This window comes from Erwinia sp. STN24, assembly GCF_041320675.1.
Classification (GTDB): domain Bacteria; phylum Pseudomonadota; class Gammaproteobacteria; order Enterobacterales; family Enterobacteriaceae; genus Erwinia; species Erwinia aeris.
The window spans coordinates 287,138-303,252 of sequence record NZ_JBGGPM010000003.1; the positions used below are offsets into that span (position 1 = coordinate 287,138).

Annotated in this window: 7 protein-coding genes; all 7 read left to right on the top strand. The window is 59.7% G+C overall.

From position 1 onward, the window contains the following. Nucleotides 1–35 precede the first annotated feature (35 nt). The 7 genes from ACA373_RS13965 to ACA373_RS13995 all read left to right on the top strand — a co-directional run bounded on the left by ACA373_RS13965 (nucleotide 36) and on the right by ACA373_RS13995 (nucleotide 16,114). Nucleotides 36–2,306, top strand: a complete 2,271-nt coding sequence (locus ACA373_RS13965) for a molybdopterin guanine dinucleotide-containing S/N-oxide reductase (protein WP_301730079.1) — start codon at nucleotides 36–38, stop codon at nucleotides 2,304–2,306. Nucleotides 2,307–2,541: 235 nt separating this feature from the next. After that, nucleotides 2,542–2,889 (top strand): hypothetical protein, encoded by a 348-nt coding sequence (locus ACA373_RS13970; protein WP_370734686.1) that lies wholly within the window; start codon nucleotides 2,542–2,544, stop codon nucleotides 2,887–2,889. 351 nt (nucleotides 2,890–3,240) lie between these two features. Next, nucleotides 3,241–4,959, top strand: a complete 1,719-nt coding sequence (locus ACA373_RS13975) for a penicillin-binding transpeptidase domain-containing protein (RefSeq protein ID WP_301252527.1) — start codon at nucleotides 3,241–3,243, stop codon at nucleotides 4,957–4,959. 250 nt (nucleotides 4,960–5,209) lie between these two features. Next, nucleotides 5,210–8,140 (top strand): S8 family serine peptidase, encoded by a 2,931-nt coding sequence (locus ACA373_RS13980; protein ID WP_370734687.1) that lies wholly within the window; start codon nucleotides 5,210–5,212, stop codon nucleotides 8,138–8,140. A 527-nt stretch (nucleotides 8,141–8,667) separates the two neighbouring features. Next, a complete protein-coding gene (locus ACA373_RS13985) occupies nucleotides 8,668–9,861 on the top strand; it encodes an MdtA/MuxA family multidrug efflux RND transporter periplasmic adaptor subunit (protein WP_370734688.1) in 1,194 nt (397 codons plus the stop codon). Then, entirely contained in the window at nucleotides 9,858–13,028 is a 3,171-nt protein-coding gene (locus ACA373_RS13990; RefSeq protein WP_370734689.1) for an efflux RND transporter permease subunit, read from the top strand. Before ACA373_RS13985 ends, ACA373_RS13990 begins: the two co-directional genes overlap by 4 nt. After that, complete coding sequence (locus ACA373_RS13995) at nucleotides 13,025–16,114, top strand: multidrug efflux RND transporter permease subunit (RefSeq protein ID WP_370734690.1); 3,090 nt, start codon at nucleotides 13,025–13,027, stop codon at nucleotides 16,112–16,114. The genes ACA373_RS13990 and ACA373_RS13995 overlap by 4 nt, the downstream gene beginning before the upstream one ends. The last annotated feature ends 1 nt before the right edge of the window (nucleotide 16,115 follow it).

Consider the following 16,115-nt stretch of genomic DNA (forward strand, 5'->3'; position numbering starts at 1 on the left):
GTAGGCTGACACGAACACCAGCCGGACTGCCTGCCATGACTCTAAAAAAAGTGCCGCATCTCGCCCACTGGGGCGCCTTTACCGCCGTTGTCGAAAACGGCAAACTGCAGCGCTGCGAACCCTTTTTCGCCGATCGCGATCCGTCGCCAATGCTTAACACTATTCCCGAGCTGGTCTATTCCGACCGGCGCATTCGTCAGCCGATGGTGCGCCGCTCCTGGCTTAAATCGCGCGAGAAAAGCGACCGTACGCTGCGGGGACGGGAAGATTTTGTGGCGGTGGACTGGGAAACAGCGCTGGATTTAGTGGCGGAAGAAAACCGTCGGGTGCGCGATCGCTACGGCGCCGCCGGTATTTTTAACGGTTCTTACGGCTGGTCTTCGGCGGGGCGCGTTAACCATGCCCGCACGCTGATCCGCCGCTTCTACTTTACCGGCGGCGGCGGCGTCGATCAGCTGGGCAACTACAGCTGGGGTGCCGCGCAGTTTTTCCTGCCCTATATCATCGGCACCTATATGCCGTTGACCGGTCGCGTTACCGACTGGCCGAGCGTGGTGGAACATTGCGAAATTTTTGTTGCCTTTGGCGGGCTGGCGCTGAAAAACGGCCAGGTTGCCTCCGGCGGCGCAGGGCAGCACAGCCTGAAACCGGCGCTGCTTGAACTGGCGGCCAAAGGCACACCGGTGATCAACATCAGCCCGATGCGGGATGACTGCCCGGAATTTGTTAACGCCGAATGGATCCCGATCCGACCTAATACCGACGTGGCGCTGATGCTGGCGCTGGGGTACGAAGTGGAGCGGCTGGGCGCGGCGGATGGCGATTTTCTGGCTTCGCACTGCGTAGGCTATCCGCAGCTGCGCGGCTATCTGCTGGGCGACAGCGACGGGGTGGCGAAAACCCCGCGCTGGGCCAGCGAGATCACCGGTATTCCGGCTGCGCGCATTGAACTGTTGGCCAGACAGCTGATCGGTAAACGCAGTTTTATGACCAGTTCTTATTCCGTGCAGCGCGCCCATCGCGGCGAACAGCCTTACTGGATGATGATCGCGCTCTCGTCAATGCTGGGCCAGCCGGGCCTGCCGGGCGCCGGGTTCTCTTTTGGACATGGTTCCATGAACAGCGTGGGCAACCCGCGCATTGACGGGCCGGCGCCGATGATGTCAACCGGCGTCAACCCCATTGCCGACCAGGCGATCCCGGTGGCGCGCATCAGCGATATGCTGCTGCATCCGGGCGAGCCATACGCTTTCCAGGGCCAAACCCATACTTATCCCGATATTCAGCTGATCCACTGGGCGGGCGGCAATCCGTTCCATCATCATCAGCAGCTTAACCGGCTGGTCGAGGGCTGGCAGAAGCCGGAAACGGTTATCGTGCAGGATATCGTCTGGACGCCTGCGGCGCAGATGGCGGACATCGTGCTGCCGGTGACCACCTCGCTGGAGCGCAACGATATCGGCGGCTCGTCCCGCGACCGCTTTGTGCTGGCTATGCATCAGGCGATCGAACCGCAGCATCAGGCGCGTAACGACTTTGATATTTTTGCCGATCTGGCGGAGCGCCTGGGCTATCGCGACGCTTTTACCGAAAACCGGAACGAAGCGCAGTGGATTGAGCACCTTTACCAGCAGTGTGCGGTGGCGCACCAGCGCCGGGGCGTCGACTGGCCGGATTTCCAGACTTTCTGGGAACGGGGCTACGTGGAGGTGCCAGAAGGCGACAAGCCGTTTATTTTTATGGAGGATTTTCGCCGGGATCCGCAGCAAAACCCGATCCAGACCGCCAGCGGCAAAATTGAGCTGTTCAGCGAAACCATTGCGGGCTTTGGCCTGGTGGATTTTGCGCCGCATCCGGAATGGCAGCCGCCGCAGGAGTGGCTGGGAGCGGAAATCCGCCAGCGCTTCCCGCTGCATATGATCTCCATGCAGCCTGGCGATCGTCTGCACAGCCAGATGGATGCGACGCCGACGGTGCAGGCTAACAAAACGGCCGGAAGGGAAACGTTGTGGATGCATCCGGAAGATGCCGAAACGCGCGGGATTGCCGATGGCGACACCATTGAGGTCAGCAACGATCGCGGGCGGATGCTGGCTGGCGTCAGGCTTACGGACGGCGTCAGCCGCAGCGTGGTGCTGATCGCCACCGGCGCCTGGTTCGATCCGGGCTTTGGCAAAGCCTGGCTGCCGTATGACCAGGCGGGCAATCCCAACGTGCTGACGCTGGATATCGGCACCTCGTCGCTGACGCAGGGGCCAAACGCCATGAGCTGCCTGGTAGAGATCCGCAAGGCGACGGAAGTCTGATGCCAGCAACAAAACGGACACCACTCTGATAGTGCCAATAATTGTTGATAACGGAGTGAAAAAGATTAAAAATTAGCCTGCTGACAGACCGGGCAATACAGATAAAAACCGTAAAGATCGTTTCTGCTGTCCTGGAGTGGATGGCAGTTTTGAAAGCTTTCAAGGGATTATCATCCGGTTGCCCGCCGTCTGGCTAAAAAATAGCCATGACATAGCTATCAGGGAAGGATAAATTATGTACGGAACTGAAATGGATGCGGTGCCGTTTCCCGGCTATTGGGAAAAAAGCGGCGGCAGAGGGGGAAATATGCGAAATCGTGTAAGGAAGCTGGAAGAAGACGTAGCGGGCATTCGGATTGATATTGCCGTCATCAAGTCGAACTATATGACAAAGCAGGATCCCGGCGTTTTCAGAGAGGAACTGAAAGGGGAGAACAGCACCCCTTTAGAAGAGGTTCGCAAGTTGAACGTGGCAATTAGCGATGCAAAAAACGCAATTATTTTTTGGTGCGTCAGCGCCGTGATTTTTGCCCAGATCATACCCACTCTGCCAGCTATCCTGAAAATTTTCTTTCCTTCCTGAGCCCGGCAGTCATCCCGCTAAGGCGGGATGTAGCTTTCGGCAACCCACTAACGTTGCAAAAACACATAGAAATCACATGGCTGGTTACATTTTGCGGGTAACTGTTGCGAATGTGGGCTGGCGAGCAGGCTGGCCCGGTTGCTACAGTTTATGTCCCAGAGGTATTGATGGGTGAACATCAAAATAACTTTGTTTCACCGACCTGCGCAGATGCGCAGGTTTTTTTTACCTGACGCTTTTGCTAAACCGCACGGCAATAATCACGATCTGAAACACAGTTTTCCTGTTATCACCCCTGCATTTTTTGTATAACTCCCGGTCAGTTATCCGCTATTCGCCGACAGAAGAGCCATGCCCCGCTTAAAGAAATCACTGGCTAAAGACCAGGAGCCGTTTCATCCCGTTCGCTTTCGCCTGATTTGTCTTGGCGTGTTCGTTTCCATGCTGCTGCTGTTGCTCTGGGTAGGGGATTTGCAGCTGATTAATCATCCTATGCTGGAAAAACAGGCGGATGAGCGCTCGCTGCGCACGGTCACTATTCCGACTAATCGCGGCACGCTGTTGGATCGTAACGGCGAAGCGCTGGCGCTGAGCGTGCCCTCGCGCGATATCATTGCCGATCCGCAGCGCGTGCTGGAAGCCAATCCCGATTTTACCAGCGCGAAATGGGAATATCTGGCTAACGCTTTGGATCAGCGACCTGAAGAGATCGCCCGGCAGATCAAAGCCAATCCCAACCGTCGCTTTCTTTACCTGGGCCATAAAATCGAGCTGGGTATCGCTAAAGATATCGCCAAACTGCATCTTTCCGGCATTTCCACCGTCTATGACGACAGCCGCTTCTATCCGATGAGCGAGGCGACTGCGCCGCTGCTCGGCATTGTCGGCGCGGACAATAGCGGCCTGAACGGGCTGGAAAAAGGTTTTGATAAGGTGTTGCAGGGCACGGCAGGCGTAGAGAAATATCGTCAGGATGCCCACGGCAATATTATCGCCATGATTAACTATGAGCCGCCTCGCCAGCCGCCGACGGTGCAGCTCAGCATCGATAAATTCGATCAGTACACCCTGTACACTAAGCTGCGCGATGGCGTACTGCTGAATAAAGCCGATTCCGGCGCGGCGGTGCTGGTTAAAGTCGATACCGGCGAAATTCTGGGGATGGCGTCTTATCCTTCCTATAATCCCAATAATTTCAGCAACGTTTCGCCTGACCAGATGCGTAATGCGGCCATTAACGACAGCTATGAACCCGGCTCAACGGTAAAACCGCTGGTGGTGATGGAAGGGCTGGCGCGCAAGCTGGTGCGCCCGGATTCCGTGCTGGATACCACGCCTTATCGCGTTAACGGCCACCTGATCCGCGACGTGGGCCACTGGCCGCGACTGACCATGACCGGCATCCTGCAAAAATCGAGCGATATCGGCGTATCGCATATTGCGCTGGCGATGCCCGCTGAAGTGCTGGTCAACACCTTCCACTCTTTTGGCCTGGGGAAACCCACCGGCCTGGGGCTGACCGGCGAAAGCGTAGGCTACTTCCCGCTGCACCGTGAACGCTGGGCCGATATCGAACGGGCCACTTTCTCCTTTGGCTATGGTCTGCGCGTCACGCCGCTGCAAATAGCGCGTGAATACGCCACGCTGGGATCTTTCGGCGTTTATCGTCCGCTTTCGATTACCAAAGTGACGCCGCCCGTGATCGGCACGCGGGTAGCAGACGAAGATATCGTGCGCTCGGTGGTCCATATGATGGAAAGCGACGCGCTGCCCGGCGGCAGCGGCGTGCGCGCGGCGGTACCGGGCTATCGACTGGCAATTAAAACGGGAACGGCCGAAAAAATGGGCGCGAGCGGTAAATATGACGGCGGCTATATCAACTATACCGCGGGCGTAGCGCCAGCCAGTAATCCTCAGGTCGCGCTGGTGATTATGATCAACCACCCGACGGCAGGGGATCACTTTGGCGGCTCGGTCGCCGCGCCGGTCTTCGGCAATATTATCGGCCCCGTGCTCAAGCATATGAACGTGGCACCGGACGCGCTCTACTCCACGCACAGCGGCACCTGATACTGTCCAATACCTGAGGCCGCCGTCAACAAGAAGCCCACGCCAGCGCGTGGGCTTTTTTTATATTAGCCTCCCGTCATCCGCTCCGGCTTTAACGCACAAATACCTCTGTTAAACATCAGCTATTCTGACAATTGGAAATTGTGTGATCTATTAAAATATCAATATCTGTTATATCTCCAGATAAGATCTAAACTGTTTATATCAAAGCATGGATGGCTCTACTTTCATACGATCCAAGAGGACATTCGTGCACATTATCAGATCGACTCCTGACTTTCCGGCACCTTCTCAGCTATCGGTGCTGGCCGTTTTAATCAGTACGTTATTACTTGTCGGATGTGGTGGTGGTGGTGGCGGCGGCGGTGGTGGTGGCGAAACGCTGAACATGGCGCCGGCGCCTGTAAACAATCCCGCGCCAACGCCGACGCCAACGCCGACGCCGACGCCGACGCCAACGCCGACAACCGAACCCGTAGCCGAGACGACGCCGACTACCGATTCGGCGCCAACCCCAGAGCCGATGCCGGTTTCGCCAGTCGTTACCTACGGCAAGGTTAAAGTCGGTATTGTCGATTCGGGCCTGGCGGCCGGTCGTTCTGACATCAACTACGACAACGTCCATTTCGCCTCTTATCTTTCCGGCGGCAGCCAGACCCTGAACGATAATAACGGTCAGGCAGGGCACGGCACGTTGGTGGCGCTGACGGCGGCCGGCCTGGCCAGCGGGGCGTTTGCCGGCGGCGTGGCGCCGGACAGCGATTTATGGATAGCGCAGGCTTCCAGTAATAACCTTTTTTATTACCAGGATACGCAAAAGGCTATCAGCGGGCTGCTCAATAACGGCGTAAAAATAATTAACATGTCTTATGCTTCCGGCGAGCGGCTGGCTACCACGGCACAGCAGCAAAGCGCCAGAACCAGCGGGCGTTACGATCTGCTGCGTGACAGCCTGAGCAGCATCGTCAGCGCTAACGCGTTGGGCGTAGTGGTGACCGGCAACAACGGGACGTCCACGCCTTCGCCGAACGCGCAGATCCCTTTAATCTACAATGACCCCAGCCTGCAAAAAGGGCTGATCGCCGTGACCGGCTATGTGCCTGGCTATACCGTGGCGCAGGGCAGCCGTCCGCCGGAGCTGTTTGTGTTTGACGCCTGTGGCGATGTCGCCGCCTGGTGTCTGGCCGCGCCCGGCTATGCGGATTACCTGCAGGACAACGGCACGCTGGGTCGCAAATACGGCACTTCTTTCGCCGCACCTCGCGTGACCGGCGCGGCATCCCGTGTGTCGGCGCAGTTTCCGTGGATGACCGGCTACAACCTTCAGCAAACTTTGCTGACGACGGCGGATTACCACAGCGATGCCGTGGCGGGCGTCAGCCAGGACACCGCCAACGGGCGGCCCTATAACAACACCTTCGGCTGGGGAAATGTGAATGTCGATAAGGCGTTACGAGGCCCGGGGATGTTTTATGGCGATGACTTTACCGCCGCGCTGACCTACGGCAGCTACGTGTTTGCCAACGATATCAGCGGCAGCGGCGGCCTGATTGTCAGCGGCGCCAGCAACGCGGGCGGCAGCCTGACGCTGAGCGGCAATAACACCTACACCGGCGCAACACGGGTGGAAAGCAACAGTCTGTTTATCGACGGCAGCGTCGCCAGCGACGTGCGCGTAACGGGCAGCGGGCTGCTGGCAGGCTCGGGCCGGATCAACGGTAATCTGAGCAACCAGGGCACGGTGGTAACCACCGCCGCTGGCGGGCTGCGCGTGGTCGGCAGCTATCAGCAAAGCGCCGACGGCACGCTGCGGATAACGCTCTCTCAGCCGCTGACGGTTGCAGGCCCGGCGACGCTCAACGGCGCGCTTCAGGTTACCTTGCCTTCCGATACCTATATTGTGCAGACCAACGAATCGCTGCTGGAAAGCGGACAGGGCATCAGCGGGCAGTTCGCCAGCGTGGATACCGGCGTCTTCCTGAAAGGCACGGTGGCCTACAGCGCCAACAGCGTTACCGGAAATTTTCAGCGAGTGAATACCGTTCAGGCGGCCCAGGCGGCGGGACTGACCGGCAAAGCAACGCTGCAAAGCGCCGCCAACGTCGAGCGGGCGTTGCAGGCGGCCGACAGGCTGTCGACGCAGTCGGGCCTTTCCGCGCAGCAAACCGAACTGTTGCAGGATGCGGCGGCTTTCCAGCGTATCGGCAGCGGCGCGGCGGCTGAAGCGGTGCTGGATTCGCTTTCCGGCCAGGCACACGCCAGCGGCAATGCTATTCTCTTCAACAGCCTGGATTACCAGAACCAGCTGCTGAATAACCGCCTCGATCCGGCGCGGCAAAAGCCTTACGGCATGTGGGCGGAAACGGGCACGCTGCACGGCGATTTGCAGCAGGATGGTTATCAGGGCAGCCACTACCGCACCAACACTACGGCGATTGGCGTGGACAGCAGTTTCGACGTGCCGGGACTGCGGGTAGGCGCGGCCGTCACCGATAGCGAAATCCGGGCCAGCTACGAAGGCAGCGGCGGCAACAGCACCAACAGTTTGCAGGGCGTTATGCTTTATGGACAGTATGCCGTAACGCCGGAATGGTTCTGGCAGGGCAACCTGAGCTATCAGCATGGCGAGACCGATCTCGATCGCGTGCTGCTGCTGAACGGCGTGCGTTCATCTTCATCAGAAACGCGCAACGACAGCTGGCAGGCGCTGGTCAAAACCGGCTACCGCTGGTCGCTGGACGACAAGCTGACGCTGCAACCTTATGTCGGCATGAAGCTGAGCCAGCTCTATACCGGCGGCTTTAACGATGAGGCCGGCGCGCTGGGACTGCAAGGCGACAGTGCCCGTTACAGCCGCACCGTTGGCCTCACCGGCCTTAACCTGAGCGCGCCTCTGCTTGAGGTCGATCAATGGTGGTCGCTGCTTTCCGTCTACGGCGAGCACCAGCACGCCTTTACCAATCCGTCGCTGGATGTGAACGCCCGCTGGACAGGCACCGGTTCTGAAGGCGACAGCTTCGCCATTCCGGGCATGACGCTGGACAGGGATTCTCAGTGGTACGGGATGCGGCTGGACGTAGGCAAAGCGAAAGATGCGCGCCTGTTCCTGCGAGTGGACAAGCACGTGGCGGAGAAAGGCGACGAGTCGGTCTTCCGTGGCGGCGTGGATATCGCCTTTTAATCGCGGCGCGACACTGATAAAAGCTGGCCTTGCTGCCAGCTTCAGACTGCAGGCAAACTTAAATAGCGGATGCAGTCTGGTGTTTTTTACAGCGACCCAGCTGTTTCACGGCGGCAGAGGCTGAGCGGATAAGCGGACCGTTTTGGCGCATGGACGCGCCAAACGAGCCTACAGGGACGTATCTACGGCGTGTCCGTGTTCCGATCTGCCTCTGCTGCTTTTCACCGGCCCGAACGCAATTTGATGACAGAATATGAGTTTGTCAACAACCTCAAGCTGGCCTTGCTGCCAGCTTTTTTTCGCCCGTGCCTTAAAATGCCCACGCCCTGACGGCAGATGGCAATAACGCGGCGGTCTGAATTCGACGGCTGAGACTTGTAAACCACCCTTAACGGAAACCTTACGTTCTGAGCATGGAATTTAATCAGCCTGCTCAATCATAATACCGCCGGGTCAGATGACCTGCTTTTTTCTGGCGGTGACGAGATGCTGCCGCTTCTTTGTTTTATTTGATCCGACTGAGCCTCATGACCTCTACAACAGCAAAACCCTTCCGTCGCAAACTTATCCTTGCCGCTCTTATTATTCTGGCCATTTTGCTGGTCTGGCGTTTCTGGCCGCACGGCAGCGGCGCGGGCAGGCCGGGCGGCCCCGGCATGATGATGGCCGGCCCGGTAGCGGTTCACGCCGGGCTGGTTACCACCGCCGACGTACCGGTTTACCTGACCGCGCTCGGCACGGTGATCCCTAATGCTACCGTTACCGTTACCAGCCGCGTGGACGGGCAGCTGATGAAAGTTTACTTTACGGAAGGGCAGCAGGTCGAAGCCGGCCAGCTGCTGGCGCAGATCGATCCACGCAGCTATGAGGCCACGCTGGCGCAGTACCAGGGCGATCTCAGCCAGAACCAGGCGCTACTGCAAAGCGCGGAGCTGACGCTGGCGCGCTACCGCAAGCTCTATGCGCAGGACTCTTTAGCCCGCCAGGATTTGGATACGCAGGCCGCCACGGTGGGGCAGTATCGCGGGGCGGTCAAAGCCGACCAGGCGCAAATCGCCTCGGCAAAGCTGAATATTGAATTTGCACGCATCACCGCGCCGGTTTCCGGGCGCGTTGGCCTGCGCCTGGTTGACGAAGGCAATATGGTGCAGAGCAGCGACACCACCGGCCTGGTGACCATTACCCAGATGCAGCCCGCCGCCGTAACTTTCAGCGTTCCGCAAAGCAACATTCCCACGCTGATTAAGGCGCTGCACAACGGGCAGACGCTGCCAGCAACCGCGTTCGATCAGGATGGCGATAAGGCGCTGGCTTCCGGCAGCGTGCGGTTTATCAGCAACCAGATCGACACCGCTACCGGCACGGTCGAGCTGAAAGCGCTGTTCGACAATCAGGACGAGGCGCTCTATCCCAACCAGTTTGTGGATCTGCGGCTGCAAACCGGCACCCTGAAGCAGGCGACCGTGATCCCGGCGCAGGCGTTGCAGCTCAGCAGCGACGGCAGCTTCGTCTACGTGATCGGCAGCGATAAAACGGTTACGCGCCGCGCGGTGAAAACCGGGCCGACGCTGGGCGACACGCAGCAGGCGATTACCGAAGGCGTGAAGGCGGGCGAGCAGGTCGTTACCGTAGGCATCGATCGGCTAAGCAACGGCAGCAAAGTCACTGTGGTTACGGCTGATGAAACTCCGGCCGCCAGCGACAAAGCGAAAGCGCAATGAATCCGTCCCGCATTTTTATCGCGCGTCCGGTCGCCACTATCCTGCTGATGATCGGCGTGCTGATCTCCGGCGTTTTCGCCTATAAGTTTCTTTCGACCTCCGCGCTGCCGCAGGTGGATTATCCGACCATTCAGGTCACCACGCTCTATCCGGGCGCGAGTCCGGACGTGATGGCATCGGGCGTTACCGCGCCGCTGGAAAGGCAGCTGGGGCAGATGGCGGGCCTGAGCCAGATGGCCTCCAGCAGCTCGGGCGGCTCGTCGGTGATCACGCTGAAGTTCTCGCTGGATCTGTCGCTGGACGTGGCGGAGCAGGAAGTGCAGGCGGCCATCAACGCCGCCAACAGCCTGCTGCCCTCCGACTTGCCTAATCCGCCAACCTATAAAAAGGTGAACCCGGCGGATACGGCGGTGATCACGCTGGCGGCCAGCTCGGATACGCTGCCGCTGATTAAAGTCCAGGACCTGGTCAACACCCGCGTCGCGCTGAAGCTGTCGCAAATCTCCGGCGTCGGCATGGTGACGCTGGCGGGCGGCCATCAGCCCGCTATCCGCGTGCAGATGGATCCCAAAGCGCTGGCGGCGCACGGGCTGACGCTGGAAGACGTCAATACGCTGATTAGCAACAGCAACGTCAACGGCTCGAAAGGCGGTTTCGACGGCAAATACCATTCGATAACCATCGACGCCAACGACCAGCTGCGCACCGCAGAGGAATACGGCAACCTGATCCTTACATATCAGAACGGCGCGGCGCTGCGGCTGAAGGATATCGCCCATATCGAAGAGGCGGCGGAAAACAGCTATCAGTCGGCCTGGGCCAACAACAGCCCGGCGATTGTGATTAGCGTCCAGCGCCAGCCCGGCGCCAACGTGATTGCGGTGGTGGACAACATTAAAAAGCAGCTGCCGACGCTTCAGGCCGCGCTGCCGGACGGGGTAAAAGTGCAGATCCTCTCCGACCGTACCCAGACCATTCGCGCCTCCATCAGCGACGTGCAGTTTGAGCTGATGCTGTCGATTGCGCTGGTGGTGATGGTGACCTTTCTGTTTCTGCGCAACGTGGCGGCGACGCTGATCCCGAGCGTGGCGGTGCCGCTGTCGCTGGTCGGCACCTTTGGCGTGATGTATCTGGCGGGCTTTAGCCTGAATAACCTGTCGCTGATGGCGCTGACTATCGCCACCGGTTTCGTTATTGATGACGCTATCGTAGTGGTGGAAAATATCTCAAGGCGGCTGGAGCAGGGCGAAACGCCGATGGAGGCGGCGCTGAAAGGCTCGGCGCAGATTGGCTTCACCATTATCTCGCTGACCTTTTCGCTGATTGCGGTGCTGATCCCGCTGCTGTTTATGGGCGACGTGGTCGGACGGCTGTTTCGCGAGTTCGCCATTACGCTGGCGGTGTCGATTCTGGTTTCGATGCTGGTTTCGCTGACGCTTACGCCGATGCTTTGCGCCTGTCTGCTGCGCCATATCCCAGAAGAGAAGCAGAGCCGCTTTTACCGCAAGGGCGGTCAGTTCTTCGATAAGCTGGTGGCCGGTTACGATCGCCTGCTGACGATAGTGCTTAACCATCAGCGCCTGACGTTGCTGGTAGCGCTGGCGACGCTGGCGCTGACCGCGCTGCTCTATCTGGTTATTCCCAAAGGCTTTTTCCCGGCGCAGGATACCGGGTTAATCCAGGGCGTGACCGTGGCTTCTCAGGACGTTTCTTTTGGTGAAATGGCGAAGCGGCAGCAGCAGCTGGCGGCTATCGTGCTGAAGAACCCGGCGGTGGCGAGTCTTTCTTCCACTATCGGCATCGACGGCAACAATACCAGCCTGAACAGCGGGCGGCTGCAAATCAACCTGAAGTCGTTTGACCAGCGCGACGAGCGGGCCGACCAGGTGATTGCCGAACTGCAACAGGCGACCCGCAGCGTGCCGGGCATTCAGCTTTATATGCAGGCCGCGCAGGATCTGACGGTCAACGATCGGGTCACGCCGGATCGCTATCAGTTCTCGCTGGACGACGCCGACAGCGAGAACCTGGTCGCCTGGACGCCGAAGCTGGTGGCCGCGCTGGAAAAACGGCCGGAGTTCAGCTCGGTGGTCAGCGATTTGCAGGATCAGGGGCAGGTCGCCTGGGTCGAACTGAACCGCGATGCGGCGGCGCGTTACGGCATTACCGCCGCCGACGTGGATACCGCGCTGTATAACGCTTTCGGCCAGCGGCTGGTCTCCACCATTTTTACCCAGTCGAATCAGTACCGGGTGGTGCTGGAGGTCGCGCCGCAGTATCAGCAGTCTCCGGCCTCGTTTAACGACATCTGGCTGGCGGCTGCCGCTTCGTCCTCGACCACCTCCACGAGCAGCGGCACCTCAAGCGATACCGACAGCAGCTCGTCTGACAGCGCTTCTTCAACCAGCAGCGGCGGCATGGTGCGGCTGACCTCAGTCGCCACCATTCATCAGCGCATCGGCTCGCTGGTGCATATGCGGCTGAACCAGTTCCCGGCGGTGACCGTCTCGTTCAATCTCAACGACGGCTACTCGCTGGAAGAGGCGCAAAAGGCGATAGCGGAGACGCAGCAAAGCCTGAAGGTGCCGTCCAGCATGTCGCTGCGCTATCAGGGCGAAACCGAAGCTTTCCAGAACGCTACCGGCAACACGCTGTGGCTGATCCTGGCCGCGCTGCTGACCATGTACGTGGTGCTGGGCATTCTTTATGAAAGCTTTATTCATCCGGTGACCATTCTCTCCACGCTGCCGTCGGCGGCGGTCGGCGCGCTGCTGACGCTGCTGCTGGCGGGCACGGAATTCAGCCTGATTGCGCTGATTGGGGTGATATTGCTGATCGGCATTGTGAAAAAGAACGCGATTATGATGATCGACTTTGCGCTGGATGCGGAGAAAAAGCAGCACCTCAGCCCGCGAGAAGCGATCCACCAGGCCTGTCTGCTGCGCTTCCGCCCGATCCTGATGACCACCATGGCGGCGCTGCTTGGCGCGCTGCCGCTGATGCTGGCTTCTGGCTCGGGCGCGGAACTGCGTCAGCCGCTGGGGCTGGTGATTGTCGGCGGCCTGATCTTCAGCCAGGTGCTGACGCTGTTCTCCACGCCGGTGATCTATCTGTGGTTCGATCGCCTGGCCGGGCGGGCACGCCGCAGAATGTGGGCGGCTAAATGATTACGCGCTTTTTTATCTTCCGGCCCGTCACCACGCTGCTGTTAACGCTGGCGCTGCTGCTGCTGGGCGCGCTGGGCTATCGTTTGCTGCCCGTCGCGCCGTTGCCGCAGGTCGATTTCCCGACCATTATGGTTTCCGCCAGCCTGCCGGGCGCCAGCCCGGAGACGATGGCGGCCACGGTCGCCACGCCGCTGGAGCGCGCGCTGGGGCAAATCGCGGGCATTACCGAGATGACCTCCAGCAGCTCGCAGGGCTCCAGCAATATCATTTTGCAGTTTGAGCTGACCCGCGACATCAACGGCGCGGCGCGGGATGTACAGGCGGCGATCAACGCCTCGCGCAGCCTGCTGCCGAGCAGCATGCCGTCGCTGCCGACCTATCGTAAAGCCAACCCGTCCGACGCGCCGATTGTGATGCTGGCGCTGACGTCCACCACTCGCTCCAAGGGCGAGCTGTACGATATCGCCGAGAGCAAAATCGACCAGAAAATCGCGCAGGTGCAGGGCGTCGGCGACGTCTCGCTGATGGGCAGCGCGCTGCCGGCGGTCAGAATAGATCTACAGCCGCAAATGCTGACCCATGCCGGGATCTCGCTGGATACGGTGCGCGCCGCCATCGCCAACAGCACCAGCAATCTGCCGAAAGGGATGTTGCAGGGCGCTAACCAGAGCTGGGTGATTGACGGCAATAGCCAGCTGGACGGCGCAAAGCAGTACCGCGATTTGGTGGTCAGCTATCAGCACGGCCGCGCTATCCGCCTCAGCGACGTCGCCACCGTTTACGATTCGGTAGAGGACCAGTACAACGTCGGCTACTTCAACGGTTCGCCGTCGGTGATGATCGGCGTCACGCGCCAGGCGGGCGCCAATATGCTGCAAACCATTGATGCCATCAAAGCGCAGCTGCCGGCGCTGGAGGAAAACCTGCCGGCCGACGTCTCGCTGAAAATCGTGGTTGACCGCTCTCCCAACGTGCGCGCGTCCCTTTATGACACCGAAGAAACGTTGCTGATCGCCATCGCGCTGGTGATTGGCGTGGTCTTTATTTTCTTACGCAATTTGCAGGCGGTGGCCATTCCCGCGCTGGCGCTGCCCGTTTCGCTGGTGGGCACCTGTGCGGTGATGTATTTGCTCGGCTACAGCCTGGATAACCTGTCGCTGATGGCGCTGATCATCGCCACCGGCTTTGTGGTGGACGACGCCATCGTGGTGCTGGAAAACATCACGCGCTATATAGAAGAGGGGCTAAGCCCGGTGCGCGCCGCGCTGAAAGGCGCGAACGAGGTGAGCTTTACCGTGCTGTCGATGACGCTGTCGCTGGTGGCGGTGTTTATCCCGATCCTGCTGATGGGCAGCATCGTTGGCCGCCTGTTTCGCGAGTTTGCGGTGACGCTGACCGTTTCGCTGATTATCTCTATGCTGGTGTCGCTCAGCCTCACGCCGATGCTCTGTTCGCGGCTGCTGAAGCGTAAACCCGGCGTCACCGCGCGGCCGCATCCGCTTTATCAGTGGATCGAAAACGGCCTTAATCGTCTGCTGGCCGCCTACGCCCGCGGGCTGAACTGGGTGATGCGCCATCAGCGGCTGACGCTGTTTAGCTTGATGCTGACGGTGATCCTCAATCTGTTTCTCTATTCGGTGGTGCAGAAAGGCTTTTTCCCCAATCAGGATACCGGTCTGCTGATGGGGATGCTGCGCGCCGATCAAAACGTCTCTTTCCAGGCGATGAAGCCGAAAATGGAGGCGTTCGCCAGACTGATCCAGCAGGATCCGGCGGTGGACGGCGTGATGTCGTCAATGGGCAGCGGCGCGTTCGGTTCGCGCAACACCGCCAACTTTTTCGTGCATCTGAAAGACTTCGACCAGCGTGACGCGACGGCGACGGAAGTCGCCAACCGGCTGAGCGGCAAAACGCGCAACGTGCCGGGCGTGGAGCTGTTTCTGATGGCGGCGCAGGATATTCATATCGGCGGCCGCAGCGCCAACGCCAGCTATCAGTACAGCCTTCAGGCTGACAATCTGGAGACGCTGCGTGTCTGGACGCCGAAGGTCAAGGCCGCGCTGGTGGCGATCCCGCAGCTGACCAGCGTCGATTCCGACTCACAAACCGGCGGCCAGGAGGTAATGGTCACGATCGACCGCGACCGCGCCAAACGGCTGGGGGTCAACGTTGAGATGGTCGATACGCTGCTGAATAATTCGTTTGCGCAGCGCCAGGTCGCCACGCTGTACAAGACGCTGAATCAGTATCATGTGGTGATGTCGTTGCAGGATACATGGACGCGCGATCCGGAAACGCTTAACAAGCTGTATGTGATTAACGATGCCGGCGACCAGGTGCCGCTTTCGGCTTTCGCCCGCTTCAGCGGCGCCAACGCGCCGCTGTCGGTGGCGCATCAGGGGCAGTCGGCTACCAGCACGATTGCCTTTAACCTGGCGGACGGCGTTTCACTGGAGCAGGCTTCAGCACTGATTAAAGCCGCGATGGCGAAAATTGCGCTGCCGGGCGATATTCAGGCCGGTTTCCAGGGCACAGCGAAAGCCTTTGGCGATCTCACCGCGTCCAGGCCGTGGCTGATCCTTGCCGCGCTGGCGGCCGTCTATATCGTGCTGGGGATGCTCTATGAAAGCTATATTCATCCGCTGACCATCCTTTCCACGCTGCCGTCCGCAGGCGTTGGCGCGCTGTTGCTGCTGCTGCTGACCGGCACGCAGCTGACGGTGATCGCCTTGATAGGCATTCTGCTGCTGATCGGCATCGTAAAAAAGAACGCCATTATGATGATCGACTTCGCGCTGGCGGCGGAACGCAAGCAGGGCATGACGCCGCAGCAGGCGATTGTGCAGGCCTGCCTGATGCGCTTCCGCCCCATTATGATGACCACGCTGGCCGCCTTTTTCGGCGCGCTGCCGCTGGCGCTGGGCAGCGGCGGCGACGCCGATCTGCGCAGTCCGTTGGGCCTGGCCATCGCTGGCGGCCTGGCGCTGAGCCAGCTGTTAACACTGTTTACCACGCCGGTGGTTTACCTCTATCTCGATCGTGCCAGCCGCGCCGCTAAACGTCAGTGGGCGCGCCTCAGAGCTTAAA